The sequence below is a fragment of the Vampirovibrio sp. genome, from assembly GCF_041737375.1.
GTDB lineage: Bacteria > Cyanobacteriota > Vampirovibrionia > Vampirovibrionales > Vampirovibrionaceae > Vampirovibrio.
In genome coordinates, this window is record NZ_JBGSRV010000010.1 from 80,101 (window position 1) to 105,210 (window position 25,110).

Here is a 25,110-nt window from a genome sequence, read left to right on the forward strand (position 1 = left end):
TGCCACAGACTGGCTTAAGAAGGTTTAACTAAGTCCAGGGCATCAAAACAGGCAGTTAAATTTTTTGGGGCCAAGTCCTTGTTGCTTTCGGATCGATACAATGCGTTGGTGTTGATAGGCAGCCCGTCATCGGTATGCAAAACCACAAATGAACCATTCTGAAAACCTTTGTCCAGTTTTGCGATATCTTCCGCAATAACGGTTTTTGCTTTGAGCGCTTTTGGCAAATGGACATTTTGGGGATTGGGTGGACTTAATGGAATACAAACGCCCTTTTTAGTGGCGCTACTGGGCCTAAAAAGGTGCAACTGATTACGGACTTTACCGGAACCGGAACGTTTATCTGGGCGCTGGTCATAAACCAAAACCGTTTTGGAGTCAGGACTATCATGGCAAAATTCTTTAAGCGCTTTAAGAAAAGTCAAGGCGACACCATCTTGCAACGCTCGGGTCAAGCTGTGTTCAGAAACCTCTATATTATTTTGAAGTCCAAAATCCCTGACTTTGGCCGTGTATTGCAAGCTTTTAAGGCTGGGTACTCGAGTGGAATCATCCGTATGTAACTGAAGCTTCCTGTTTTTTTTACTGACAGGCACTTTCATGGCCTCCTCCAGCACAGAGTCCAGGTTTAACGCTTGGGCCTTCGCTTTTAAATCAGTAATATAAGCAGCCTCTTCTGCCGTCGTGGAGAAAATGGGCTTAGAGGCGTTTAAATTCTGGTTCGTAATTTTAGTCGGGGTGAACGAATCGAACGCCTCCCCGATTGCGTTTAAAGCGCTTACGTTAGGGCAAAAATGATAGTGGGGAAAAGAAAGATCTTGAGATCGGGCTTCTGCCTTCGCTTTCACCGATTTAAAATTGTTGCCAGGATCGGCATAAAAAAAGTTTTTCTTGGTGCCACTGGATACCTTTAGCGCTTTTTTTTGTACGGACAAAGGGCTAGCCAGCCGAGGAGAGCTATTTTGAGTGGTGTTCATAAATCAAATACCTTTTTAATCATGCAGATGCATTGCAGATAAATGGTGTTTAAAAGTTTTTATGGCGGTGAAGAACTTTATTCAGCCTACGTAGTATATCTAAAAAAGGAGAAACATTTTATTTTGTGCGCCCACACGCAAAGCGGCTCTGTTTTTTTAAAAAAAACGGTAGGCCAAGGCAAAGGCAATGCTCATCAGGCCGGTCATGATGATGCTGCCTAAAAAACGGGACTTTAGGGGCAGGCGGGCTTGAATAATGTAATTCCCCAGCAGGGACAAGGGCAAGTTGACCAGAAACGATTTACAACTGGCCAGCCATAAATCCTGAAGGGTGGCAGCAATGGCAATGTGGCCCCAAGCGGTGGTGGCTACTTTCAAAATCAGCATGTGCCGGGTAATCCACAAAGGGCTAAAGTAAAGCATGGCTCCCAGCGTTCTGCCAAACCAGCCCAAACGGTAAATTTGCGGCTGTGCCCCTTGCTGCGGCTGGGTCAACCATTTTAGCGGTGGGAATGCTTGCACCTGAGCGGCGGTAAAAGAGCGTTGATCCAGCCATTGAAACCAGCGTGGCACTTCTTGCTGGTACACCAGCCCGCCCACCAAGGAGAGGGCCATTAAACGCAGCACCTGAAATTCACCCAGAATGAACTGAGCGATTAAATCGCCGGTGGGATAAAGCACCCATGGAATCCAACTGTTTTTAGGCTTCAACGTCATCAGATCTTTATCCTACCAAAATCGGAGCGTTTGGAGGCAAGCCCCCATAAAAGCCACCACTACCACCAGCGCCGCATTCCCTTTACGCCCCCCATTCCTTTTGCTACAGTATTCGTATTGATACAGGATGCTCGGAGCCCCAGCCATGTCCCCCAGCTCAGCCCCCGTGGACGCTGTTCAGACTCAACGCCTTTTAAAGCTAACGGAAATTATTCATTTCCTGCACAGCCGTGGCTGGACGCCCGCCACCAGCTCCAATTTCTCTTGCCGCCTGCCTGACGAAGGCTCACCCGGATTCTCCATCTCCGTCTCCGGGCTGGATAAGGGCGCCTTCAGTGCCGAAAATTTTATGGACGTTGATTTTGCGGGCCAGGTCATTCACCCGGAACAGGCTCACCTTCGCCCCTCGGCTGAAACGTTGCTTCATGCGCTGGTTTACCAAAAAGACACCAGCGCTCAGGTGGTGCTGCACACCCACTCGGTTAACGGCACGGTATTATCCAAGCTTTATGAAGCACAAAAAGGCATTGGCTTAAAAGACTTTGAAGTGCTGAAAGGGCTGGAAGGCACTGCCACCCATCAAACCGAAATTTGGCTGCCCATTTTTTCCAACGCTCAGGATATGAGCGCCTTATCGGCGGAAATTGAAGCGGGCTGGGGCAATCATCCACCCCTTTACGGCTTCCTGCTGGCTGGTCATGGCCTATACACCTGGGGAGCCACCCACGCACAGGCCAAGCGGCATGTGGAAGTGTTTGAATTTTTATTTGACTGTATTTTAAAGCTGAGGTCCCATGGGTATCCTGACTATTCCCGATAAAGCCATCACCCTAACTGAAAACCCGGAAATCCGTGCTTATTTAAACGCACGTGGCATTTTGTTTGAACAATGGGAGGCCAGTTGCGCGTTCTCTCCCGATGCCACCCCGGAAACGATTATGGCCGCCTACGAGCCGGTATTAACCCCTTACAAGGCCGCCCATGGCTATCAAACCGCCGATGTCATTTCCGTGCGTCCCGACACGCCCAATCTACCCGACATTCGGGCCAAATTTTTGCGGGAACATACCCACACCGAAGATGAAGTGCGCTTTTTCGTGGATGGACAAGGGTTCTTCTGGTTCAATCTGGAAAACGATGAACCCGTTTTTTGCGTTAAATGCGTCAGTGGCGATTTATTGTCCGTGCCTGCCAACGTCAAGCACTGGTTTGATTTAGGGCCGGAAGCCTTTGTAAAAACCATTCGCATATTTACGGACGCCGCCGGTTGGGTGCCTCACTATACCCAATCCGGTGTGGATGAACGATTTCGGGAAGGTTTTTAACCCATGATTCGGTTTATTCTTCTGGATATTGAAGGCACCACCACCGATATTCACTTTGTGCATCAGGTACTGTTTCCTTATTCCGCCAAGCGACTGTCCGCCTATATCAACGAACACGCCAACATGCCATCGGTTCAGGAAGCCCTGCAATCGGTTCAGCAAACCGTCCAGGCCGAAGAAAGCAAAGCCCTGAATCAGGCGGAAGTCATTGAGGTTTTACTCCGCTGGATTCAGCAGGATCGCAAGCATACCGCCCTTAAACAATTGCAGGGACTGATCTGGAAAGAAGGGTTTGAACAATTGCACTATCAAGGCCATGTTTACGACGATGTACCAAAGGCCTTGCAAAACTGGAAACGCAAAGGGATTGGGCTGGGCATTTACTCATCCGGCTCGGTGCAGGCCCAAAAACTGTTGTTTGCCCATTCTGTAGCGGGCAATTTAACCCCGATGTTTGGCCATTATTTTGATACCCAGGTGGGCGCCAAACAAGAGGTCGCCTCTTACCAGAATATTGCGGCCCAACTGAATTTACCCCCTATTGAAGTCCTGTTTTTATCGGATATTGAAGCCGAACTGGATGCGGCCCGTCTGGCTGGTTTGCAGGTTATTCAAATTGTGCGGGAAGGAACCAAACCATCGCCCAGGCACCAGCATGCCCCGGACTTGCTAGCCATTGAACAGCACACCGAAATCCCGTTTGCGGGCTTTTAAGGGTTCTGTATCAGCGTTTTAAGGTAAGTGTATTCATCCATGCCAGCAAGCACCCCTTCACGCCCCAGCCCGGAATCCTTAACCCCGCCGTACGGCAATAAATCGGCCCGAAAGGTGGGGATATCATTAATCAGCAAGCCGCCCACCTCCAGGGTTTGAAACGCTTGCTCCATCTTTTTGGAACTTTGGGTATAAACGCCCGCTTGCAACCCATAGCGGGATTGATTGACCAAGGCCAGCGCCGCTTCAAAATCCCGGTACAGGGTTACCGTGGCAATGGGCGCAAATACTTCTTCTGCGTTAATGGCCATCTCGGGGGTGGTACGATCCAGCAGGGTGGGGTTGACCGTAAAGGCGTTAAACGTGTTGCCCCCATAAATGACATTGGCACCGGCTTTTAAAGCGTCTTTAATCAAGGTACGGGTGCGTTGCAGGTCCTGAATGCTAATCAAGGGGCCCACTTCCGTTTCCGGCTTAAACGGATCGCCCACTTTAATTTGCCGGGTGGCGGCAACCAAGGCCGGAAGCAAGGTATCTTTCAGGGATTCGTGAATAAAAATGCGTTGCACCGAAATACAAATTTGCCCCGCAAAAGCAAAGGCCCCAAAGGCAATACGCCGAGCAACCTCTTCCACCGGGGCGTTCAAGTCCTCTACAATCACGGCCGCGTTACCGCCCAACTCCAGGGTAACCGATTTATGACCCGCCAAGGCGCGTAAATGCCAGCCCACCCTGGCGCTGCCCGTAAAACTCAGTTTGGCGAAGGTCTGAGAGCGCACCAGTTTTTCGGATACCCCGTTATCGGCAGGCACCACGCTAATGGCTTCATATCCGGCTTCCACCGCCAATCGCCCCAAGTAAAGCGCTGTTAGCGGCGTTTGCGGGGCAGGCTTGATGGTAATGGAGCACCCCGCGGCAATGGCCGGGGCCAGCTTATGCACCACCAGATTGAGCGGAAAGTTATAAGGGGTAATGGCCAGCACCGGCCCCAGCGGAAACCGGCTGATGCGGGCTGAACGACCTTCCACCTGCAACAGGGTGCTGGTGGCTCGTTCCACTTCGGTGGCATAGGCCCGGCAAATTTTGGCGGCCCGAATTACTTCGTTGCGAGACAGCGTAATGGGCTTGCCGCATTCCTGGGTAATCAGCAAGGCCAAAGGCTCCTGATGGGCCTCAATGCGATCCGCCAGATTGTGCAAAATTTCAATGCGTCTTTGAGGCCCGGTTTTCCGAAAATGCTGAAACCCTTGTTGAGCGGTCTTCTCAATTAACTCCAAATGCAAGTCATCGGCATAATGCACTTCGCCCACCAAAGTGACCGTATCCCCCGGATAGTAAATGGGGCGCGTTTTTCCGCTTTTGCCAAAGCGTTCACTGCCTTGCAATATAAAGGGTTGAGCGGTTGCGGCCGCCTGTATTTGAGCGTGTGTGGACATGGATCAAAATTCCTTCAGGAACCCAATTCCAGTGTATCATTGATTTCCGTTTCGGCCCGGCGCAATGCGTTTTCCGGGGATAGCTTGCCCAACATGGCCAGTTGCACATAATGATTCATAATTTCATTGATAGCGTTCTGGTTGGGTTGAATTTGATAAGCGGCGGTGGCCTTTAAAAGCTGAGACGCACTGATGGCCCGACCCTGAGCCATTAAATCATCCCCCGCAGATGCCGCAAAATAAGGATCTCGCAAAGCGGCCGTCACCGAGGGCAAAACCGGGGCCGCCTGAGCCAGCGCCAACTGGTTTTTGGCATTGGTGATGAAGGCGGCAAAATCGGCGGCTTCTTTAGGATGAGCGCTTTTTTTCGGCACCACCAGCACCATCAAGGAAAAGTCTTTATACCCGGCATCCTGTGGAAATTGGGGGGCCACGCCGGTTACTTTATAAATATCAGGGGCATTTTCTTTCACAATTTTCAGAAAATTTGGCCCAATGGATAGCGAGGCCAGCGTCCCGGCCTGAAAACGACCCACCGCCGATTGATGGCTTTCGGTAATGGCTTCCGCCGGAACCCAGCCCTGTTGATAGAGATCCACATACCGGGCCAGCGCTTCAGTGGCCGGTGGGGTGGCAAATGCGGCTTTGCCCTGCGCATTGTAAAGGGGAATGCCCAGCTTTTTTAATTCCTTTAAAAAGTTACCACTTTCGGCGATCACTGGCATCATGCCGTAAGCGCCCGCTTTTTGGCGCACCTGCTCCGCAAATTCGGATAAATCAGTAAAGTGAACGGGCGGCTGTTGGTAGCCCGCTTTTTGCAGGATAGAGCGGTTATAAATGGTAACGCTGGAGGTAATATACCAGGGAACACCAAAAGCCAGTGGCGTTTGGCCCGGTTTAATTAACGTCGCCGCATCCCAGGCCACTGGCAGATAAGTGGCTTTGACGCTTTTCGGCAAAGCCTGATTCATATCGGTCAGGGCATTCCGGTTGGCCAAAATGGCGGAGAAATCGGGGTTTAAATTCACCACATCCGGGGCATGGCCACTCAGCATGGCGGTTAAGGTGCGCTTGGGGCCTTCGGAAAAAGGCACATCCACCCACTTGATGCGCACATTAGGATGTTCCCGCTGGTAGGCCAGAAACATGGGTTCCAGGGTGCTTTTAAAGGTATCCAGTTGCAGCGTCCAGAATTCAAGCGTGATGGGTTCTGTCTTATGGGGAGCGGGCTGGGCGCAACTGGCAAAGACCAGTGTAACGCACAGCAACAAGGCCACCGCAAACATGCGCCCGCTTGCCTGCGCTTGGGTAGCTACTTTTTTGCTGATGGGATGTTGTTTGGCCGGAGGGGTATTGCTTGCCGGTGGGCGCAGTGGATTCCCGCCTTCGCGGGAATGACAAAGTATGCGGGAATGACAGAGGGCGCGGAGAGAGGTTAAAAAAGCCCAAAAGGCTGAAACGCTTAAAATAGCGGAAAAGGGGAGAGGGGGAGAGAGAGAGGGGGGGCGGCGGTTCATAACTGGAAATCCTTGAAGACCCGCATCACCACAAAGCGGGCTTTGGTCAATTCCATGGGAACGCCCTGCTGATCGCTGCCCTCAATGTAAATGGCCAGATCCGAGCCGGTTTTATAGCCCAGAGACTCGGGAATGGTGATTAACTGATGCGGAATATTTCGCTCATTCAACCATTGGCTGGCGTTTTCAGTGGTAGGGGTAGAAGGCAGGACAATCAGCATGAAACAGGGTTTCCCAACCGAAGGAATTTTACCCTTCCATCATAACAGACCAAACACCTTGCGAGCATTGGCGGTGGTCACCGCAGCCACTTCCTCATAAGAAATCCCCCTGAGTTCCGCAATTTTTTCCACCACATGCTTCACTCGGGCAGGCTCGTTGGGCTTGCCCCGAAAGGGCACAGGGCTGAGGAACGGAGAATCGGTTTCCACCAGCATCCATTCCAGCGGAATGTCCCGAGCGGCCTGATGCAGATTTTCCGCTTTTTTAAAAGTCACGTTTCCGGCAAAACTTACGTAAAAATTTCTCTCAATCATGCGTCGGGCAAAATCCGTATCGCCCGAAAAGCAGTGCATGATGCCCCGCACCCCTGGCACCTCGCCAATCATCTGGTACACATCCTCGTGCGCTTCGCGGTCATGCACAATCACCGGCAAGTCATACTTTCGGCCCAATTCCAGCAAGCTTTTAAAACATTTTTTCTGCAATTCAACCAGCGATTGATCCCAGTAGTAATCCAGCCCGGTTTCTCCCACGGCCACCACTTTAGGATGGGCCAGCAGCGCTTCCACTTCCGCCAGCCATTGGGGTTGATCCACAATATCGGCCACATCGGTGGGATGCACGGCCACCGCCGCATAAACGTTCTCAAACCGCTCAGCCATGGCCATCACTTCCGGAAATTTGGCGGGGGTTACGCTGGGATTCACCAAAAATTCAACGCCTGCCGCTGTGGCCCGCTCTAGCACTTGCACCGGATCGGTGCCAGCCAGGCCATCCGGGTGTTCTTCCTGCCGGTTGATATAATCCAGGTGGCAATGGGTATCAATAATGGGAATGGCGCTCATGGGCATCGGTCCTATACCAGCCGTAAATCAGGGAAGTGATTGTCTTTGTACCACTTGGCGCTTTTGTATTCCTGTGGAATTTTTTCATATTGATTCATGGGGTCATGACCCAACGCCCGCAACTTTTGCATCCATAACTCCCGTCTGGATTGAGGCAAGGCGTTCCCGCACCACGGGCAACAGTCAATCTTCCAATAAGACGTTCCGCCATCCCGAATGGGGATGCCGTATTCATCATACTGATCCACATACACAATCAGGCTGCTGGGGCATTCCCAGGCATCCTGATGCGAAGCGCAACGGTAATTGGCATGATAAGCCATATGAATACACGGATAGGAGCTGGGGTCCACTTTCCAGTCTTTCAACTGCTCGGTCTGGAACCAGTCCCGGCAGACGTGGCAATCCTGCATGTGATCCGAGTAGGAGGCGTATTCGGGGGTTTCAATGTCTTTCCAGTGAATGACATTGGCCGCGCCATCAAATTTATTGTAAGAGCGTTTAAATTGTTCACAGTTCATGGGTTCAATGACTCTTTATTTCTTTTTGGTCGCTCCGGCCAGTTCACTGTCCAGGCGGGGGAGAATGGGACCTTGAAGGTTGATGCGCTGACCAACCGGAATATGGGCGTTGGCAATATCTTCCCAACGGGGAGACAACTGGCTGAGGACCGCTTGATACCCCAGTTGCGACCAGATTTCATCGCTTAAGGTGGGGGTAATGGGACTGAGCAAAATAGCCACTTGGCGCAAGGTTTCCAGCACCGTGTACATCAAATCGGCCAGCTCGCTCAATTTGCCTTCTTTAAATAAAGTCCACGGCTCCAGATCATTGATCTGCTTGTTGGCCCAGTCCACCAACTGCAAAATCAACTCCGCCGCTTTCTGGAAGTCAAATTTCTCATAGGCCTCACGCACCTCTGCCACGCCTTCGGCATGTAAAATACCCGGTTTGGCATGTTGAGAGGCTGGCACCTGACCCTCAAAATACTTGTTGGTCATATTCAAGGTGCGGTTCAGCAGATTGCCCAAATTGTTGGCCAAATCAGCATTCACCTTCAGCTTGAAATCTTCTTCCGTAAAGCCGCCGTCTTGCCCAAAAGTGGCCACCGTCATCAGGTAATAGCGAATGGGATCGGGGTTGGGCAGCTCGAAACGCTCTTTTAAGCTAAAGGGAGACACCACATTGCCCACGCTTTTAGAGATTTTGGCATCGTTGATGTTAATAAAGCCGTGGGCAAAAATTTGCCGGGGCAACGGAATCTCAGCGGACATCAGCATGGCGGGCCAGTAAATGGCGTGGAAGCGCAAAATATCCTTGCCAATCATATGCACATCCGCAGGCCAGAACGGGTTGGGCGTTACTTTGTCAACGTCATAATCAATGCCGGTCAGGTAATTGCTCAGGGCGTCAATCCAGACGTAAATCACCTGCTCCTCATCACCCGGCACCGGAATGCCCCAGCTGACCGAGTTTTTATGGCGAGACACGCTGATATCTTCAAGATCCTCCAGCATTTGCAACACTTCGGTAGCCCGAAAGTCCGGCAAAATAAAACCGGGATTATTTTGAATATGGGCCTGAAGGGCCTGTTTATACTTGCTAAGCTTAAAGAAGTAGTTCTCTTCCTGTACCGCTTCCGGCTTGCGCTGGTGGTTGGGGCATTCGCCCGCGTCATTCAAATCCCGTTCGGTCACGAATTTTTCGCAACCGGTGCAGTACAAGCCCGTATAAGCCCGCTTTTCAATATCGCCCTTGGCCGCTAATTTGCGCCATAGCTTTGCCACCAGCGTGTAATGCGCCTCATCCGTGGTGCGGATAAAGCGATCGTAATCCACATTTAAATACGCCCACGCCGATTTAAATGATTCCACCAGCTCATCGGTATGCTGTTGAGGAGTAACGCCTCGGCTGGCAGCGGTTTTTTCCACCTTGGTGCCATGCTCATCGGTGCCGGTCAGGAAAAAAACCTCTTTGCCCATCAATTTCTGGAAACGGGCCATCACGTCCGTGGCAATTTTTTCGTAAGCATGGCCCAAATGGGGAGCGGCGTTGACGTAATCAATGGCCGTGGTGATGTAGTAAGTGTTTTCGCTCATGGGGTGGGGTGTTCCTGTCCATACACGCTTGGGGTGGATACTGCCTTCTATTCTCTCAGAGGGGAGTCTGAATAAGCAAATAGTTTACTAATAGAAGTAATGACATTGTTGTTATTCAGTTGATTCTTTACCTAAAAGAGCTTTTGCAAGCTGTGGTAATTCATTAATGAAGACAAATTCTGTGTCGAAGATGGGTACAGAACAGTTTTCACTATCATAAGTGTGCGTTTTTTTGTTGTAACACTCGATAATTACCCTATTACGCCCTATTGCAGGGTAGATTTTCGCATAATGTAGAAGATCTTTTTCACCATCTGTATAGGATTCTACCCAAACGGGATTACCCATCGAAAGACCCTCAACAAGAATTTTCCCTTGCCTATCTTTTACTTGGTAGATACAGCCTGCAGAGCCACAAAATTTACCATCCTCATTGTATTTTGCGGTTAATTTTTTTGAATCTATGGGCTCAAGCTTTTTTGCTGACCTACTGTTTTCAGGAGACTCACTCTTGATATTGGAGAATATAAACAAACTAAGATGAGAGTTTGAAACTGAGGATGAGACTAAATTTGCTGAGTGTGTTTTTAAAACAGTGAAATTTACACCCAATGAGATTGTAGCTATTGGTGCTAAAAGAAGTAAGGCAAGGCGTGAATTGAAGTATTTACGAAATGGCTTTTTCAAGCGTCCGCATCCTGATTTTTGTTAACTACTGACCCATAAGTATTTTCCTTGCTTATAGTGTTGATTTGGACTGTCAACCAGTCGTTGGCTTGCAGGGGTAGGCCATTGGGCTCAATGTAGACTTTTAGGTAGTTCTCGCTCATGCCTTTCAACGGCTCGCCGGGTTCGCTTTCTTCCACAATCACGTGGAGCGACTGCCCCAGGAAGCGCTGGCGATAGGCCAGATTTTTGGATTCAGACAAAGCCCGCAGGGTTTGAGCTCTGGCTTTTTTCTCCCGCTCCGGCACCTGATCCGGGAAGGTGGCCGCAGGGGTGCCTTTGCGCTTGGAATAGCTGAAGACGTGAAAATAATTCATATAGGCGTTTTGCAGCGCTTCGTAGGTGGCTTCAAAGCGTTCCGCCGTTTCACCGGGAAAACCCACAATAATATCGGAACCCACCGAAGCGTGTGGTATTTTTTGGGCAATGGTTTGGCAAACCCGCACCATATCGGCCACATGGTGCCGACGGCCCATGCGTTTCAGTACAAAATCTTCAGCGCTTTGGGCCGACAAATGAAAGTGGGGGCATATTTTACCATTGGACTGTTGCACGGCCTCAATCAACTTGTCGCTCACTTCCATGGGATCCAGCGAGGTTAGTCGTAGCCGGAATTGCCCCGGCAACTGGACAAGTTCGCTCAGCAGATCCGCCAAATCAGCGCCTTCATGCTCGTACTGTCCAATGTTAATGCCGGTCAGGCCCACTTCTTTAAAGCCTTCATCCAGCATGCGCTGGAGTTGCAGCTTGATATCCGCCACCGGCAGGCTACGGCTAAGGCCACGGGCCTCCCAAATAATGCAGTAGGTGCATTTATAATCGCAGCCGTCCTGAATTTTCAGGCTGCCTCGGGTACGATCAATGGCCGCCGAGGAAGCGCCTTCCATAATGCGGCTTTTATCAATTTCTGAAACCTGCACCAGAGGGCGATCCGAGCGAGGGGTATCCTGCACAATGCGGACCAGTTGATCTTTAAAATTATTGCCAATCACAAAACTAACCCCATCCAGTGCTGCCAGCTCATCGGGGGCCACTTGGGCATAACAGCCGGTAGCGGCTATGCGGCCAGCGGGATTGGACAGCCTGGCCCGGCGAATGATGCGTTTGGATTCCTGATCGCTGCGCTCGGTCACCGTGCAGGTATTCACCACATACACCTCGGCGGCTTCGTCAAATGGCACAATATGCCAGCCCTGATCCTGAAACTGGTTGGCCAGGGTAGAGGTTTCCAACTGGTTGGCCTTGCAGCCCAGCGTGTAAAAGGCCACGGTTCTACTGGCTGCCGAATCAGGCTGACCCTCTGGCAGAGTTAGAGGCTCAGGCGGCGTGTGTGGCCGCAAGGGATTGGAAGGGCGATTAGAATGGGTCATACAAAAGCTGGATCTCGATTGATGCAAGGAACGCGTTGGGTTATTTTCCCTCCCACAGGGCCAAGGATCAATGGAATGCGATCAAATCGCAACATGCCATGGGGGTAAAAGCGTTGCGCTTAAAAGCTTTTTCGAATCTCACCCTCTGGAGGGATATTCAAAAGGCTGAACTTTCTCAAGAATAGATACTTATGTAATAACTTTTGCGTCTCTTGTGAGATACAAAAGATAGAATTTTCAGGCATCTTGTGGATAAAATGCCTCGAAAAACCTTTATCAACAGCTCATGGCGAGCATATATACTGAGTCCCCAATCAGGTGTAAATAGTATGTAACATACCAATCCCCTTGGCAATCCGGCTCGTCCGTTTGTTTTTATTTAATCAGCGTGATAATTTCCCCTTTTTGTTGAGAGACAAAGATTGATTGCCAAGATAGAGGAGCAGCCATGGCCAAAGTGTTAATTTCTATGCGTGAGGATTTCCTGGATAAGATTGATGAAATTGCCGATTCCGAACAACGCACCCGTAGCGAGCTCATTCGTCAGGCCTTGCGTGTTTATATGCGCCGCCGTGCGCCCGTTAATTCCGTGATGGATTCCATTTTACTGGAGTAATATCACATCCCCCTTTTTCCCTTGAAATGAAAGGAGTCAACGTTCATGGTAAAAGCATCCAAAAGTACTCGGGTACTGATTTCCCTGCCTGAAAAATTCCTGTCAGAAATTGATTTACTGGCCGATGAGGAACAGCGCTCACGCAGTGAACTCATTCGGGAAGCATTGCGGAATTACATTCGTCAGCACGAATCCGACGGCTATAAAGCCCAGATTATTGAATAACCGCTAGTTGTCTGCTCTGCGCTAATACAGGCTCAGAGCAACTACTAGGGGTTACCGGGATTTTGCCTGCGCAAAATACGCTGCACCGCATTTTTATTTTCACCATCTAAAGCCCCGTTTTGAGGTAACGACTCAGAAAAATGGGGTGTTTTTTGCCATCTCTTTTGAGGAACCACCTGCCCAACCACCGCAGTATCGTACTGCGGGTACATGTAAGCGGCCTTGGGGGTGGTATACAAAATTTCCCGGCTCATTTGCCGGGAAACTGCGGCAAATGACTGCTGACTATCACTATCGGTAAAAACAGAAGGTGTTACGTTTAAAAACCGGTTGGTTTTTATGGAACGCACCCAGCTTCCGGCCCATACCATTTGAAACTCAGGCGTTTCCGCATCAAATACCTGCAAACGACTCCGCACAAAGTAGTTCATTTGCCTGGGAATGGCATCCGTCATAATTTGCTTCAGCCACTCCCCGGCATTGGTGGATTGCTCGGGGTGGGTCATATCCAAATCGGCCTCCACAAAAATAACCCGTGCAATGGGCTTACTGTTGTTGCTGAGTTGTTTCAGTAAATAATCCATAGCCATTGGCTCCGGGCGGCCCGCTTTCAAATAATAAGTCATAATCTGATCGTACACATGGCCAAGGCCCTGCATCCGCAGTTCATCCACGGTGTACACCGGGTGATAAATTTTGGTTTCTGGGGCTTTTAACTCCAGCCGCTGGGCGTATTCCCGGGCAAACATCGTAGGCAAATCCCCAAACGCTTTTTCATTGCCGTGTTTAATCACCGGAAAAATGACGATTCCGGGCAAAGGACTGTACCCCAGGGGCTTAATGTCATGTTCTCCCTGAAGCAGGTGGCCCAGACTCCGAGTCACTCGTTTACCAGCGGCCCTGGGGCTGGTGTTCATGGCCGGTGAACTATAGGAAACCGGATGATAGGCATTGCTTTCAGAAGCGGGAGCCGCCGCTGGCGCTGGCGAAAAATCCTGGGCCGGTGTCAATGTGGGGGCAGGGGTTCCCGGATAATGATCCAGAGACGGCAAACTGCCTTGCGAAAAACCGGAAAGTGGGGCCAAAAGCAATAACAGCAAAGACAAACAAAGCGCTTGCCCATATTTGAAAGAAGGGAATTGCCGCTGAGCTGTTTTAAACATGAGAACCTCCACTATCAGGCCATTAATGCCTGTTTTTACCCAGCCCGGAATCCAAAGACGCCAGAAGGATACTGTCTTGATTATCCCCTCTGTCTGGCCCAAAATAATCGGGAAAGTAGTTGATTTTCTTGAGAAAGCCAAGCTCACCGCCATGATTGAACGCTATACGCTCCCCGAAATGTCTGCCCTGTGGACCCGTGAGGCCATTTTTAAAACCTGGTTAAAAGTGGAATTGGCGGTTCTGGAAACCCAGGAATCGATGGGACTGGTTCCCGCTGGCGTTAGCGCAGATGTGAGCGCAAAAGCACGTTTTGACATCGCCCGCATTGACGAAATTGAAGCCGAAGTTCGGCACGATGTGATCGCCTTCCTCACCAGCGTGGCCGAATCGGTGGGAGAAAACGCCCGGTTCGTGCATATGGGTATGACCAGCTCGGACTTGCTGGATACCGCCCTTTCCCTGCAAATTCAGGAAGCCGGGGCGCTGGTGCAACAAAAATTATCAACTTTAATTGATACCGTGCGGGCCAAAGCCCTTGCCCATCGGGACACCGTGATGGTGGGCCGTTCCCATGGCATTCATGGAGAACCCATTACCTTTGGGCTTAAATTGCTGAACTGGATGGATGAACTGCAACGCCAGCAAAAACGCCTGAGCGAATCGCTGGAAGAAAACCGGGTGGGCCAGTTCAGTGGGGCCATGGGCTCTTACTCCAATATCGATCCTGAAGTGGAGGCCCGTGTTTGCGCATTACTGAACCTAAAGCCAGCCTTAACCTCCACCCAGGTTATTTCCCGGGATATGCACGCCGACTTTTTTATGACGTTGGGCAATCTGGCCACCTCCATTGAAAAATTCTCGGTTGAAATCCGGGCCTTGCAGAAAACCGATATTCTGGAAGTGGAAGAGGGATTCGCCAAGGGGCAAAAAGGCTCATCGGCCATGCCTCATAAGCGCAACCCGGTCAGCTCCGAAAATTTAACCGGGCTGGCCCGCCTGTTGCGCTCTTATATTACCCCGGCGCTGGAAAATGCGGTGCTTTGGCACGAGCGGGATATCAGCCACAGCTCGGTGGAACGGGTTATTTTTCCCGATGCTTTTATTCTGGTCCATTACATGCTGAACCGTTTTAATACGGTCATGCAGGATCTCATTGTGCATGAAGACAATATGCGGGCCAACATGAACCGCTTTGGGGGCATTATATTCTCTCAACGGGTGCTGCTTAGCCTGATAGAAAAAGGCATGAGCCGAGAAGACGCTTATCGCCTGACCCAGAAAAATGCCCATGCCGCCTGGAACAAACCCCAAGGAGATTTTCGCCAGAATTTGCTGGCAGATGCTGAAGTGAGCGCCCAGCTATCAGCGGCAGAAATTGAAGCCTGCTTTGATGTGGCCGACTACCTGCGCCATGTCCCCGCTATTTATGAACGGTTTGGACTTTAAAAAGCCTGCTTAGCTTACAAAAGCTAGTAGACCGCTGGCATCGCCCCCAAAAAGCTAATTTTAAAAGCGTTGCATAAACGCTTTGCGGAATAGAATATTAAAGAACAGTTTCCAAAGTAGATAAGGCAGAGCTTCCACACTAAAACGGTTAAGATCAGCGTTCAAAGGAGTCAGGGATGATTACACAGCCACTTAACACCATGGATTTGCGGGTATATCCGGGTAGTTCTTACCCGTTAGGCGCAACCTGGGATGGCTTGGGAGTCAATTTCGCTGTTTTTTCAGAACATGCTGAAGCCGTAGAGCTTTGCCTGTTTGAGTCTCCGGAAAATCCCACCGAAGTAAAGCGTATCCTGTTGCTGGAATATTCCGATCACGTCTGGCACGGCTATTTTCCAGACCTGCGACCGGGGCAGCTTTATGGATACCGGGTTTATGGCCCGTGGGACCCTCTGGAAGGCCATCGCTTCAATCCCTATAAACTATTGGTAGATCCTTACGCCAAGTCCATTGTAAGGCTTGAAAAATGGAACAACGCCTTATTTGGCTATCAAATTCCCGATCCCATGCGAAGCGCCACCTTTGCCGACGCGGATTTGCTGATGGATGAACGGGATAGCTCGCCCTACGCGCCATTAGCCGCTGTGGTGGATGACTCGTTCGCTTGGGGAGATGACCGACTGTTACGGACGCCGTGGCACAAAACCATTATTTATGAAGCGCATGTTAAAGGCTTAACCATGAAAAACCCCAGGGTGCCTGAGCATTTACGGGGTACCTACGCCGGTTTGGGTAGTGAACCGATGATTGAACACCTGCTGGATTTGGGCATAACCGCCATAGAGCTATTGCCGGTGCATCATCATCTGGATGATCACTTTCTGATTCAAAAAGGGCTAACCAATTACTGGGGCTACAATACGCTGGGTTATTTTGCCCCGGATATTCGCTACAGCTCCCAAAAAACCAACCCGGAAGACCCCATTCGGGAATTCAAGAGCATGGTGCGGGCCTTGCACTCAGCGGGCATCGAAGTCATTCTGGATGTGGTGTACAACCACACTTGCGAAGGGAACCACCTGGGGCCAACCCTAAGCTTTAAGGGCATTGATAACCGAAGCTATTACAAGCATGTTATCGGCGATCCGCGTTTTTATATGGATTATACAGGTTGCGGTAACACCCTGAATGTAAGCCACCCCCGTGTTTTGCAGTTAATTATGGACAGCCTGCGTTACTGGGTACAAGAAATGCATGTGGATGGCTTCCGTTTTGATCTGGCCTCCACGCTGGGGCGAGACGTGCATTTTGTGGACAAACTGGGCTCTTTCTTTGATGTCATCCATCAGGACCCCGTATTGTGCCAGGCCAAACTGATTGCAGAACCCTGGGATCTGGGAGAAGGCGGCTATCAGGTGGGCAACTTCCCGGTACTGTGGACGGAATGGAATGGTAAATACCGTGATATTTCCCGCCGATTCTGGAAAGCCGATGCCGGAACCCTAAGCGAAATGGCCACCCGCATTGCCGGAAGCAGCGATTTGTATTCGGCCAAAGACCCGCATGCCAGCATTAATTTTCTCACCTCGCACGATGGGTTTACCTTGCATGATCTGGTGAGCTACAACGATAAGCATAATCAGGCCAACAAAGAAAATAACCGGGACGGAGACAATCACAACAACAGCTGGAATACTGGCGTGGAAGGGGAAACCCCGGATCCTAAAATCAACGCCTTGCGCTTTCGTCAAAAACGAAATTTGATGGCCACCCTGCTGCTGTCGTTGGGCGTTCCCATGATTGCCGCTGGAGACGAGTTCAGCAGAACTCAGGGAGGCAATAACAACGCCTACTGCCAGGATAACGAAATTAGCTGGCTCAATTGGGATTTAACCCAGCAACAGCAGGAATTTTATGAATTCGTAAAGCAGGTCATCCGCATTCGCAAGGAAAACCCGGTGTTTCAGCGCCGGAAGTTCTTTATCGGGCTCACCTCCAAAGCTTATAACATCAAAGATGTGATCTGGTACAACGCCAAAGGTCTTGAAATGACTGAGGCCGACTGGCAAGAGCCTGAGGCCCTTTGGATGGGTGCCCTGTTGAACGGTTCCGCCATTAATGAACTGGATGAAAAAGGCAATACCATTACCGGCGACACCTTTCTGGTTTTATTAAACGGATCGTATAAGCCGGTGGCCTTCCATTTGCCAAAACTCAATCATGGAGATACCTGGGAATTGATGTTTGAAACCACCGGAGAATTGCCTGAAGACGCGCTGCAATATTTTTCGGGAGAAACCATTTACAAGTTGCCGGGGCGCAGTGTGGCGCTTTTTAAATTAAAAAGGTAGCCACACCCACGCAGTACACCTTGTTATAACAAAGTTATAAATTGTACTAAAATGAACACAAGCGTTTAGGTTGAGGCTTTGCTGTGTCGCGTTTGAGTATTTCCCGTTTTCTGCGTCAGTCTGTCTTATCGATTTCCCTGGTAGGATTGCTGGGCTTTGGCGCCCTAGCCACCAGCTTGCCGGGCTGGACAGAAGCCGGGGTGGCCCAGTACCCGCAGCCCATTCATATCACCCTGTTGCAACTCAACGATGTATATCAACTGGCCCCGGATAAACCCTCTGAACCGGGCGGGTTTGCCCGTATTGCCACCTTACGCCAGCGCATTCAGGCCGAAAACCCTCATACTTTTTTAATTTTAGCCGGAGACACCCTGTCCCCTTCTCCGGGGGCCAAGCTGTTTTACGGAAAACAGATGATCGATCTGTGGAATCAGGTGGGGCTGGATGTGGCCACCCTGGGCAATCATGAGTTTGACTTTGGCAATGACATTTTATTGCAACGCATTCAGGAATCCCGGTTCCAGTGGGTCAGCGCTAACGTAATGGACAAAACCACCGGCAAGCCCTTTGGCTCGGTATTGCCCTACGTGATCAAAACGGTCAACGGGGTAAAAATCGGCTTTTTCGGGTTGCTGACCCCCGACACCAAAAATGCCTCCAGCGCTGGCCCCAACGTGGAATTTAAAGATCCCACCTACACCGCCTGCGCCACGGTTAGCCAAATGCGGCAGGCAGGCGCGGACGTCATTATCGCCATCACCCACCTCACGCTGGATGAAGACAAGCGGGTGGCCAGCAATATGAATCATGCCGTAGCCATGGTAATGGGCGGGCATGAGCATACCTTGCTGCAATCGGTGGTGCAGGGTACCCCCATTTACAAAGTAGGCTCCGATGCCCGCACCATGGGCCGTTACGATTTGTGGCTGGACCCTGAAACCCATCGCCTGCAAAGCATGGATGCGCAAATGCTACCAGTGGATCAGTCCATTCCCGACGATCCCAAGGTGGCGGCCAGTGTGCAGGCTTACCTGAACCAGATTGAAGCCGGACTGGGAGAAACCATTGGTCAAACCACGGTGCCCTTGAACGCCCTGCAAGCCGATAACCGCAGCCAGGAAACCAATTTAGGCAATTTTTTAGCCGATGCCTACCGGGCCAAACTGAAAACCGACGTGGCGGTTTTAAACGGGGGTTCAATCCGGGCCAACAAAATCTACCCGGCAGGCCCTATTACCCGAAAAGACGTGTCCACTATCCTGCAATTCGCAGGGCCGGTGCTGAAGGTGGAAGTCTCTGGCAAAATTTTAAAACAGGCGCTGGAAAATGGGGTGAGCCGTCTGGGAGAAGAGGCGGGCCGCTTTCCACAAGTGTCCGGGCTCAAGTTTGTTTATGATCCCGTTAAGCCCATCGGCAGCAGAGTACTGAGCGTTAGTGTAAACGGCCAGCCCCTGAACGAGGGGAAGACTTACACTCTGGCCACACCGGCTTATCTGGTGCTGAAGGGTGGGGATGACTACGTTATGCTGAAATCCGCCAAAGTATTAAACGATCCCCAAGAGGCGCTTTCGGATTCTGAAATTGTGCAAGAAGCCATTCAGCAAGCCAAGACCATTGCTCCTCAGGTGGAGGGACGCATTCACGCCACCACCAGCAAGCCGCTCCCCAATAAAATTTAAGGGGATTTATCGCTTTGACTCGCGCTGATTTGGTGGCTGACCAACTGTTGCAAGGCCCGAGAAGACAACGGCCAGCCACTATATTTGCGAATAGGCAGCGACAGTTGGCTCACCGAAGTGTTTTCCGGCAGCGGATAACTCAAGCCTGCCAAAGAAGCCACACAAGCGGCATCTCGGCTAACAGCGGTAATTTTTCCATCCGTATGAAACTGCAATTCAGTACCGGGCGAACAAAGCACACCACCCTCTGAACTTAAATACCCGTGTAAATTGCGGTACCAATCGTACCAGTTGGCAGGCTGTTTGGCCTGAGCTGGCAAGCCACTCAGCCCCAGCATTAACAAAGCACTCAGGGCAAGCCCTGTTTTAAAAACGCTCATCAACCATCACTCACTTTTCGCAATTGAACCAACCTTTATTGTATAAAACTTTTAAAAGAAACGGTTCTTCAAAATTGCTCGCCCCCGTTTTTATAGCTTACTCCGATTTCATTCTAATTCTGGAGTAAATCTCATCTCGGGTAGCTGGAGGGCCTTGCCCCGCCCGAACCGGTAAAATCAAGGCATCCAACGTGGTGCTAGAAGGCAAGGGAAAACGTCGCCCCATCACAGAAGCAATGCAGCCGGTGTCAAAGGTCAGGGCTTCCATCTTTCCGCTGCGATAAAATTTAATGGGGGTTCCCAAAGCACAGCGCAACCCGCCGGTTTTTCCAATGTAGGTGCGAGCCGCCATATACCAGGCATACCAGTCCACCCCATCCCGTTCGGAATCAATGGCCTGTTGCAGAGTTTGTACTTTGCCGGTAATGATGGGGGTAGAGGCATTGCTAATGGGTATTTCCCCCTGCTTTTCCGCCCGACCTTCCAAAGGTTTTAAAGGTTGAGCCTCAAGCGGTTGATGTTGGGTCGTATCTACCAACGGCTTGAAGAATGGCTCTGTTTCCAGCGTTAAATCGGGCTGAACCGCAAGGGCTGAAGCGCTGAGCAACCCCAACAAGGCAAGCGCAAGCATCAACCCGGGGCTTAATTGCCCAACAAGGCGCTTCAGCACCCGATTACCTAAGCTGACTTCTACCGACATTGGCTTGCAACCCTCAATTTTGCACTCTGATCATAGCAGTTTGGGAGTTTGAGGCACTCATTCAAACATAGGAACCCCAATATAAACCGGATCTACATCCCATGGATGATGAAGCAAGTATATTTAATCTATATACTAAAGTTATCCAATAGGCTGTCTTCCTCAACTACTCAACAAATGCTCATTCATTACACCCCTTGCCTCCGGCGAGGGGTTATTTTTAGGCAAAGCGCCTGCCGTTTACAGGCGGGACCAGCCAAATAACGGCCTATGGGAGTTCACAGGCTCAACGCAAAAAATGTGATGTTCAAATAAATCAGACTTCAGCAAACTTTCCACGGTCACCGTTTCAATCGGCCCCTGCCAAGGCACCTCATTGGCCCGAACCCGAGGATCCGAAGCCGCAAAAAGGCGCTGCCAAAAACTCACGTTCAGGCCACCGGGCTTGTAATTTCGACCAATATCAGCCAGCAACCGCTCAGGATCAGCCTCCGCCTTGGCAGCGGCCAGCATCATTAATAAGGTCCACTTATTACAATTTAAACTGGTTTTACTGTGCGGGGCGGAAACCAAATTATAATTAGGGGTAAAGGCCAGATTTTTGTACCAGCCACTTTCAAACAGCGCTTTTAAACCCGCCTGAGCGCCGGGGGGCGGAATCAGCAGCAAAGCCTCTTTTTTGTACCCGCCCTGCTGATAAAAAAAATCGACCGGATCAGTCCAGCGGATTTCACACGTTGGCGGATAGGGGCGAAGCCATTGCAAAGGCCGCTTTTTACCCGAGGGATCTAACTTTTTATCCAGTTGCCGCTCTACCAGGTTATAAATTTTCCATTGGTTTTGTTCAGGGTGAAAGCAGGCAATACCGGTATGCAGCATGCCCGTGGCATCATGCTTTTTAAGTCCCAATCCCCCCTGACGGGCCACCACCGCAAACTGGACGTTGGCTTGACTGAGCGTAACAGCCATCCAGTCCGCCAACGCATCAGCGACCTCAAACTTCATCAGCCGGGTTTTTTGAACCCGCTGCTGGGCTGGATCTTCGGGGGGTGCCGCCTTGACCCCACTGATAGCGGCCAGCGACTGGCTCAGCCCAATTTGAGTGTATAGCCGGATGGCATTAAAGACATGCAACGGAACATTCAGCAAAGGAGCTGGTGTAAAAGCATCCAGGGCCTCATCCAGCAAAAGATCCTCATCCATTTCAGAGAGTTTGGGATGTGGTTCGGCCTTTCCAAACAACACACCGTTCCGGTTTCTCAAACCGGGGGAATTTGAAAAACCCAATGCAGCAGGTGAAGGCGATAGACGCATTCTTTCCAACTCCTAAAGATCACGAAAGATCACTACTGGTTAAACCCAACAAGAAACCCAATGAGCACATCGGCTCAAAGCAGTCGCTTATGATAACACAAGCCTTGCCATGTATTTGCTCATCTTACTGGTAGAATATAGACGCCTTTAATTGTTTGCCGGAGTGCTGACTCGTGTTGACTACGCTTTCCCCCTCACTCAACGAAACACTGACCCACCAATACGTCCAACGGCTTCAACAGCTGGAAACCCAAGGGGGAAGCGACTTCTCCACAGCCCGCCATATTGCCCGAAACTTGCTGGGCAGCCGGAAAATTGGAGAAAATCAGGCTTTATTCGGCTTTTGGATACCCGGCCTGCAACAAGCGCCGCTGAACAGTCAGCACCCGAACTTTCGGCTGGAACTGTTTATGCCCGCTCAACCCCTGAATTTAGAACAATGGCCCAAAGGCAGTTGCGCTGAGCGCAGCTTTACTAAAATATCCCTGCCCATGCAGGCTTGTGGCGATTACCTGCTGGCCGCGGTGGATCACCTGCCCATCGGCTCCCCCCAGCAAGAAGGGGCGTTTTACTGGGTACAATACACCCCACCAAACGGTACCCCACTGATTTTACGGGATCCACTGGCTCAATCACTTCCCTTTGGGGTTTACGCCCCCGCCGAAGTGTATGACATGGCGGCGCTGCTGAAGAATCGAACCGATCTGGAATATTTCAAAACCCATTACCGGGACTGCTACGAAGACGGCACCATGCGGGCCAAGGACATTGGCATTACTCTGGAAATTCACCCGGAAACCGCCACACAGGAAGGCACGCTGGCCGCCCTAACCGAGCATTATCAAGCGCTGGCTGAAAAAATTCGCAATAATCTGGCCCAAGGCAACGATCCTTACGCTGGCTTTACCGCCGCCGAACAAAACTGGGTGGCCTTTGATACCGTGGAGCTGACCCCCGAAGTGCCACCGGTGGAGCGGGAATCGGAAAGCAGCCCCAGCGGCGAGTTCTTTAAAATTACAGCCCCCGGTGAAAATACCATTACCGTGACCCTGAAAAAACCGGACATTTCCAACTGGGGTTATGATACGCCCATCATCGGCACCGGCGCGGTGAACCCCTCTATTTTACGCAGCGGCAGGCCCCATGAGTTTTTGGCATTGGTGGAAACCCTGCACAACATGCCCCATCGGCCCATCCAGATTTCGCTGGACGCTGTGCTGGGGCACGCTGATTTTCAGGGGGCCAAGCTGCTGGAAACCCCGGAGCAACCAGCCGTACTGCCCAACCAGCTTAAATATGTGCATAGCGCCTATTTTCGGGGCGCCAACATGTACGGGCGGGATTTGAACTACGGGCATGCGGTGGTGCGGGCCATTTTGCTGGAAATGTATCGCCGAAAAATCAACTTTGGGTTTGATTGCGTGCGGGTAGACGGCGGTCAGGACTTTGTGAAAACCATTGATCCGGTGACCGATTTCCGGGTGCAGGACGATGATTTTATTCGGGAAATGGTGACCCAGAAACAGGAAATTACCGACGCGGAAGGCAACAGCCTGACCCGCCGACTGGATATGAACGTGGAAGACGGTCGCCCGTGGCCCAACGACATGAACTGGCTGTATAACGCCACCTACACCGAACATATTCTGAAACACGCCTTACCGGACAACGACCGGGTGAAGCAATGGGGTTCCCTGATTTTTGCCCATAACGTGCATGGTAAATTCAAGTGGTTCCAAAACAAATGGGATCGTTTCAAGGATACCTTCAAGGACGGTCAGGACTGGATTACCGGCCACTCCAACCACGATAACGCCCGCTATTACTACCGGCTGGTTTCCCCCAAGCCGGGACGGCTGTTTCAAAGTGGTCATCATTTTGATGATTTCTACAACGATCAACTCGGCCCCGATTTACCCGCCGCCGCCCACACCGCCTTGGATAACCCCGCTTTAAGCGCCTTGGTGCTGGGCTTTTTGCCCGGTTCCCCCATGTTTTTTGTGAACGCTTTGTTCAGAACCCCCTGGCTGTTTTTCCGCAATACGGATGATCGCTACGGAGTAAAAGTGGTGGCCGATGAAGGCAGCCGGTTTCTCACCTGGTATGTGAATGAGGATCTTTATAATCAGCCAGAATCATTCAAACCATTAAAAGCGCTGGGCTTTCAGCGGCTTAGCCAACTCATCCAACTCCTTGGCCAAGACCATGCAAAGCCCGCCTTTATGGATGTGCTGTTTAACCTGCACGAAACCATCAAAACCGATCCCACCATGGTGCTGTACTTGTTTGATGACCCCGCCGAACTGGGCGGATTTGTGGATGTAGAGGCCCTGAAAAACCACGCCCATGCCCTGCGCCATCCAGCTTCGGCAGAGGCCAAAGCGTGGGTGGAAACCCTGCAAGGGGCGCTGGCCCAAGATCCCATTGAGGCCGACCGCAAACTGTCATTTACCGCCAAATTTATAACCCGCACACTGGCCCACCAAACAGAGGCTCCAGAAAGCCTCATTACTCAAAAGCTGCTGTATCTGCAATCGCTTTATGAACAAAACCAAACCGACTTGCTGGCCTTGCTATTAGAAGATGCAGCCCAACGGAACGGTTACGATATTTCAGCCTGGGGACAACATCCTGAGCTGGTGGCGGTGACCCCTGCCGAGTTGCTGACCAATGGGGTGATTCCACCCCCCACCCTGAAAGCCTTTGCAATGGCCTTTATGGAAGGGGCCAAGGAACTGTGCCTGCTCTCTCGCTACAGCGACCAGCAAGACAGCGCCCAAACCGCCTTTAACCTGGCCTTGCGGCGTTTTCGGCAAGAAAATACCTGGTTGGCAAAAAACCCGGTGAACGATTTGACCCTGGACTTTTTTAACCGCAAAATCCTGCCCAATGGGGCCAAAAACACCGGGGCCTTCTTTTCGGATCAGGGGGATGTGGTAAACGCCAACACCCTGTACTACGGCTGGCGCACCAGCCCGGATCAAAGCAAGCAGGTATTTTTGCTCGCCAACATGGAAGGCAAGCCACTGGCCCGCTTGGCCTTGGCCGATTTTTTACCCAATACCGAAACATGGCAGGTGATCGCCAGTTCCCCCGGACTGGGAGAGCTTCCAGAGAGCATCAACCATGAGTTTGTGCTGGAAAACGTGCGGAACGGGCAGGCCATTCTACTGGAACGAAGCCTGAACCCCGCACCCTAAAGGCATCTCTGCCCTTTCACCCATGCCTGATGGTTCAAAAAAGCGCTAGGTTATCTATAATGGAAACTACCAACACCCAACCGAGGA

23 protein-coding genes are annotated in these 25,110 nt (G+C 51.0%); 9 read left to right on the forward strand and 14 right to left on the reverse strand.

The genetic code is table 11. The features are described from left to right. Positions 1 to 14 precede the first annotated feature (14 nt). The gene (locus ACEW81_RS05305) at positions 15 to 977 is read right to left on the reverse strand and encodes a hypothetical protein (RefSeq protein WP_373531926.1); all 963 of its coding nucleotides are present in this window, start codon (positions 975 to 977) and stop codon (positions 15 to 17) included. Positions 978 to 1,133: 156 nt separating this feature from the next. Further along, entirely contained in the window at positions 1,134 to 1,694 is a 561-nt protein-coding gene (locus ACEW81_RS05310; protein WP_373531927.1) for a hypothetical protein, read from the reverse strand. Between the two features lie 145 nt (positions 1,695 to 1,839). Between ACEW81_RS05310 and ACEW81_RS05315 the strand changes: the two genes are divergently transcribed. From ACEW81_RS05315 to mtnC, 3 genes are read left to right on the forward strand one after another with little or no spacing between them, the layout of a single operon-like run. Beyond that, the gene (locus ACEW81_RS05315; RefSeq protein WP_373531928.1) at positions 1,840 to 2,514 is read left to right on the forward strand and encodes a methylthioribulose 1-phosphate dehydratase; all 675 of its coding nucleotides are present in this window, start codon (positions 1,840 to 1,842) and stop codon (positions 2,512 to 2,514) included. Next, entirely contained in the window at positions 2,489 to 3,019 is a 531-nt protein-coding gene (locus ACEW81_RS05320) for a 1,2-dihydroxy-3-keto-5-methylthiopentene dioxygenase (protein ID WP_373531929.1), read from the forward strand. Before ACEW81_RS05315 ends, ACEW81_RS05320 begins: the two co-directional genes overlap by 26 nt. A 3-nt stretch (positions 3,020 to 3,022) precedes the next feature. After that, positions 3,023 to 3,733, forward strand: coding sequence for an acireductone synthase (gene mtnC / locus ACEW81_RS05325; RefSeq protein ID WP_373531930.1), 711 nt, complete (start codon positions 3,023 to 3,025; stop codon positions 3,731 to 3,733). Here the strand turns inward: mtnC and ACEW81_RS05330 are convergent. The 8 genes from ACEW81_RS05330 to mtaB form a co-directional block, all read right to left on the reverse strand. Beyond that, complete coding sequence (locus tag ACEW81_RS05330; protein WP_373531931.1) at positions 3,730 to 5,169, reverse strand: aldehyde dehydrogenase family protein; 1,440 nt, start codon at positions 5,167 to 5,169, stop codon at positions 3,730 to 3,732. The genes mtnC and ACEW81_RS05330 overlap by 4 nt on opposite strands. 14 nt (positions 5,170 to 5,183) lie before the next feature. Then, a complete protein-coding gene (locus ACEW81_RS05335; protein ID WP_373531932.1) occupies positions 5,184 to 6,686 on the reverse strand; it encodes an ABC transporter substrate-binding protein in 1,503 nt (500 codons plus the stop codon). Further along, the gene (locus tag ACEW81_RS05340; protein WP_373531933.1) at positions 6,683 to 6,907 is read right to left on the reverse strand and encodes a hypothetical protein; all 225 of its coding nucleotides are present in this window, start codon (positions 6,905 to 6,907) and stop codon (positions 6,683 to 6,685) included. Before ACEW81_RS05340 ends, ACEW81_RS05335 begins: the two co-directional genes overlap by 4 nt. A gap of 39 nt (positions 6,908 to 6,946) precedes the next feature. Continuing rightward, complete coding sequence (locus ACEW81_RS05345; protein ID WP_373531934.1) at positions 6,947 to 7,753, reverse strand: TatD family hydrolase; 807 nt, start codon at positions 7,751 to 7,753, stop codon at positions 6,947 to 6,949. Positions 7,754 to 7,764: 11 nt separating this feature from the next. Next, a complete protein-coding gene (locus ACEW81_RS05350; protein ID WP_373531935.1) occupies positions 7,765 to 8,274 on the reverse strand; it encodes a DUF6980 family protein in 510 nt (169 codons plus the stop codon). A 15-nt stretch (positions 8,275 to 8,289) separates the two neighbouring features. Next, on the reverse strand, positions 8,290 to 9,852 hold the full coding sequence (gene metG, locus ACEW81_RS05355; protein WP_373531936.1) for a methionine--tRNA ligase: 1,563 nt from the start codon (positions 9,850 to 9,852) through the stop codon (positions 8,290 to 8,292). A gap of 111 nt (positions 9,853 to 9,963) precedes the next feature. Beyond that, complete coding sequence (locus ACEW81_RS05360) at positions 9,964 to 10,539, reverse strand: hypothetical protein (RefSeq protein ID WP_373531937.1); 576 nt, start codon at positions 10,537 to 10,539, stop codon at positions 9,964 to 9,966. Next, the gene (gene mtaB, locus ACEW81_RS05365; RefSeq protein WP_373531938.1) at positions 10,536 to 11,948 is read right to left on the reverse strand and encodes a tRNA (N(6)-L-threonylcarbamoyladenosine(37)-C(2))-methylthiotransferase MtaB; all 1,413 of its coding nucleotides are present in this window, start codon (positions 11,946 to 11,948) and stop codon (positions 10,536 to 10,538) included. Before mtaB ends, ACEW81_RS05360 begins: the two co-directional genes overlap by 4 nt. Positions 11,949 to 12,396: 448 nt before the next feature. Between mtaB and ACEW81_RS05370 the strand changes: the two genes are divergently transcribed. Next, positions 12,397 to 12,564, forward strand: a complete 168-nt coding sequence (locus ACEW81_RS05370; protein WP_373531939.1) for a ribbon-helix-helix protein, CopG family — start codon at positions 12,397 to 12,399, stop codon at positions 12,562 to 12,564. Positions 12,565 to 12,609: 45 nt separating this feature from the next. Next, on the forward strand, positions 12,610 to 12,789 hold the full coding sequence (locus tag ACEW81_RS05375; protein ID WP_373531940.1) for a CopG family ribbon-helix-helix protein: 180 nt from the start codon (positions 12,610 to 12,612) through the stop codon (positions 12,787 to 12,789). A gap of 44 nt (positions 12,790 to 12,833) precedes the next feature. Here ACEW81_RS05375 and ACEW81_RS05380 read toward each other — a convergent pair whose 3' ends face one another. Further along, the gene (locus tag ACEW81_RS05380) at positions 12,834 to 13,952 is read right to left on the reverse strand and encodes a hypothetical protein (protein WP_373531941.1); all 1,119 of its coding nucleotides are present in this window, start codon (positions 13,950 to 13,952) and stop codon (positions 12,834 to 12,836) included. Positions 13,953 to 14,103: 151 nt separating this feature from the next. Between ACEW81_RS05380 and purB the strand changes: the two genes are divergently transcribed. The 3 genes from purB (at position 14,104) to ACEW81_RS05395 (ending at position 19,429) form a co-directional block, all read left to right on the forward strand. After that, positions 14,104 to 15,399 carry an adenylosuccinate lyase gene (purB, locus tag ACEW81_RS05385; protein ID WP_373532489.1) on the forward strand — a complete coding sequence of 432 codons (1,296 nt, stop codon included), beginning with the start codon at positions 14,104 to 14,106 and terminating at the stop codon, positions 15,397 to 15,399. A 176-nt stretch (positions 15,400 to 15,575) separates the two neighbouring features. Next, positions 15,576 to 17,750 carry a glycogen debranching protein GlgX gene (gene glgX / locus ACEW81_RS05390; protein WP_373531942.1) on the forward strand — a complete coding sequence of 725 codons (2,175 nt, stop codon included), beginning with the start codon at positions 15,576 to 15,578 and terminating at the stop codon, positions 17,748 to 17,750. Positions 17,751 to 17,842: 92 nt separating this feature from the next. Beyond that, positions 17,843 to 19,429, forward strand: coding sequence for a bifunctional metallophosphatase/5'-nucleotidase (locus tag ACEW81_RS05395; protein ID WP_373531943.1), 1,587 nt, complete (start codon positions 17,843 to 17,845; stop codon positions 19,427 to 19,429). Here ACEW81_RS05395 and ACEW81_RS05400 read toward each other — a convergent pair. The 3 genes from ACEW81_RS05400 to ACEW81_RS05410 form a co-directional block, all read right to left on the reverse strand. After that, on the reverse strand, positions 19,426 to 19,809 hold the full coding sequence (locus tag ACEW81_RS05400) for a hypothetical protein (RefSeq protein WP_373531944.1): 384 nt from the start codon (positions 19,807 to 19,809) through the stop codon (positions 19,426 to 19,428). The genes ACEW81_RS05395 and ACEW81_RS05400 overlap by 4 nt on opposite strands. Before the next feature lie 97 nt (positions 19,810 to 19,906). Then, positions 19,907 to 20,509 carry a hypothetical protein gene (locus tag ACEW81_RS05405; RefSeq protein ID WP_373531945.1) on the reverse strand — a complete coding sequence of 201 codons (603 nt, stop codon included), beginning with the start codon at positions 20,507 to 20,509 and terminating at the stop codon, positions 19,907 to 19,909. A 240-nt stretch (positions 20,510 to 20,749) separates the two neighbouring features. Then, positions 20,750 to 21,823 (reverse strand): DUF2145 domain-containing protein, encoded by a 1,074-nt coding sequence (locus ACEW81_RS05410; protein WP_373531946.1) that lies wholly within the window; start codon positions 21,821 to 21,823, stop codon positions 20,750 to 20,752. Between the two features lie 173 nt (positions 21,824 to 21,996). Here ACEW81_RS05410 and gghA point away from each other — a divergent pair, with 173 nt between their 5' ends. Beyond that, on the forward strand, positions 21,997 to 25,023 hold the full coding sequence (gene gghA / locus ACEW81_RS05415; protein WP_373531947.1) for a glucosylglycerol hydrolase: 3,027 nt from the start codon (positions 21,997 to 21,999) through the stop codon (positions 25,021 to 25,023). Positions 25,024 to 25,110 lie beyond the last annotated feature (87 nt).

What these genes read in the sequence shown, in the direction of transcription:
- ACEW81_RS05375 (WP_373531940.1), top strand. Translation starts at nt 12,610, where the DNA reads ATGGTAAAAGCATCCAAAAGTACTCGGGTACTGATTTCCCTGCCTGAA.
- mtnC (WP_373531930.1), top strand. Translation starts at nt 3,023, where the DNA reads ATGATTCGGTTTATTCTTCTGGATATTGAAGGCACCACCACCGATATT.
- ACEW81_RS05330 (WP_373531931.1), bottom strand. Translation starts at nt 5,169, where the DNA reads ATGTCCACACACGCTCAAATACAGGCGGCCGCAACCGCTCAACCCTTT.
- ACEW81_RS05345 (WP_373531934.1), bottom strand. Translation starts at nt 7,753, where the DNA reads ATGAGCGCCATTCCCATTATTGATACCCATTGCCACCTGGATTATATC.
- ACEW81_RS05350 (WP_373531935.1), bottom strand. Translation starts at nt 8,274, where the DNA reads ATGAACTGTGAACAATTTAAACGCTCTTACAATAAATTTGATGGCGCG.
- metG (WP_373531936.1), bottom strand. Translation starts at nt 9,852, where the DNA reads ATGAGCGAAAACACTTACTACATCACCACGGCCATTGATTACGTCAAC.
- mtaB (WP_373531938.1), bottom strand. Translation starts at nt 11,948, where the DNA reads ATGACCCATTCTAATCGCCCTTCCAATCCCTTGCGGCCACACACGCCG.
- ACEW81_RS05335 (WP_373531932.1), bottom strand. Translation starts at nt 6,686, where the DNA reads ATGAACCGCCGCCCCCCCTCTCTCTCTCCCCCTCTCCCCTTTTCCGCT.
- ACEW81_RS05310 (WP_373531927.1), bottom strand. Translation starts at nt 1,694, where the DNA reads ATGACGTTGAAGCCTAAAAACAGTTGGATTCCATGGGTGCTTTATCCC.
- ACEW81_RS05315 (WP_373531928.1), top strand. Translation starts at nt 1,840, where the DNA reads ATGTCCCCCAGCTCAGCCCCCGTGGACGCTGTTCAGACTCAACGCCTT.
- ACEW81_RS05305 (WP_373531926.1), bottom strand. Translation starts at nt 977, where the DNA reads ATGAACACCACTCAAAATAGCTCTCCTCGGCTGGCTAGCCCTTTGTCC.
- ACEW81_RS05380 (WP_373531941.1), bottom strand. Translation starts at nt 13,952, where the DNA reads ATGTTTAAAACAGCTCAGCGGCAATTCCCTTCTTTCAAATATGGGCAA.
- ACEW81_RS05320 (WP_373531929.1), top strand. Translation starts at nt 2,489, where the DNA reads ATGGGTATCCTGACTATTCCCGATAAAGCCATCACCCTAACTGAAAAC.
- ACEW81_RS05400 (WP_373531944.1), bottom strand. Translation starts at nt 19,809, where the DNA reads ATGAGCGTTTTTAAAACAGGGCTTGCCCTGAGTGCTTTGTTAATGCTG.
- ACEW81_RS05370 (WP_373531939.1), top strand. Translation starts at nt 12,397, where the DNA reads ATGGCCAAAGTGTTAATTTCTATGCGTGAGGATTTCCTGGATAAGATT.
- glgX (WP_373531942.1), top strand. Translation starts at nt 15,576, where the DNA reads ATGATTACACAGCCACTTAACACCATGGATTTGCGGGTATATCCGGGT.
- purB (WP_373532489.1), top strand. Translation starts at nt 14,104, where the DNA reads ATGATTGAACGCTATACGCTCCCCGAAATGTCTGCCCTGTGGACCCGT.
- ACEW81_RS05340 (WP_373531933.1), bottom strand. Translation starts at nt 6,907, where the DNA reads ATGCTGATTGTCCTGCCTTCTACCCCTACCACTGAAAACGCCAGCCAA.
- ACEW81_RS05405 (WP_373531945.1), bottom strand. Translation starts at nt 20,509, where the DNA reads ATGTCGGTAGAAGTCAGCTTAGGTAATCGGGTGCTGAAGCGCCTTGTT.
- ACEW81_RS05410 (WP_373531946.1), bottom strand. Translation starts at nt 21,823, where the DNA reads ATGCGTCTATCGCCTTCACCTGCTGCATTGGGTTTTTCAAATTCCCCC.